At 58.7% G+C, this 281-nt stretch carries 1 protein-coding gene; it reads left to right on the top strand.

What is annotated here, in order from left to right:
- Positions 1-281 (top strand): transposase (locus tag AB9K35_RS18290; protein ID WP_369928313.1); only part of this gene is annotated, 281 nt, incomplete at both ends.

Genomic DNA, 281 nt, shown 5'->3' with positions numbered 1-281 from the left:
TCCTGAAATGGGCCGATAGGAACGGCGTGGATTGGCATTACATCGACCCCGGAAAACCGCAGCAGAATGCCTTCATAGAGACATTCAACGGCAGCCTGCGGGACGAGCTTCTCAATGAAGAGATGTTCGATACCCTGGACGATGCCCGCCGCAAGCTGGCGCTGTGGCGATACGATTACAACAACGTCAGGCCGCACTCTTCGCTGGAGAATAAAACACCCCGGCAAGCGCGGCAGGCGCTTGAGCTTTTTGAGGGCTCCGCGCCCGGCGCGCTTGCCAAG

The organism is Leisingera sp. XS_AS12 (genome assembly GCF_041224635.1).
Classification (GTDB): domain Bacteria; phylum Pseudomonadota; class Alphaproteobacteria; order Rhodobacterales; family Rhodobacteraceae; genus Leisingera.
This window is presented reverse-complemented; position numbering and strand designations above follow the sequence as displayed.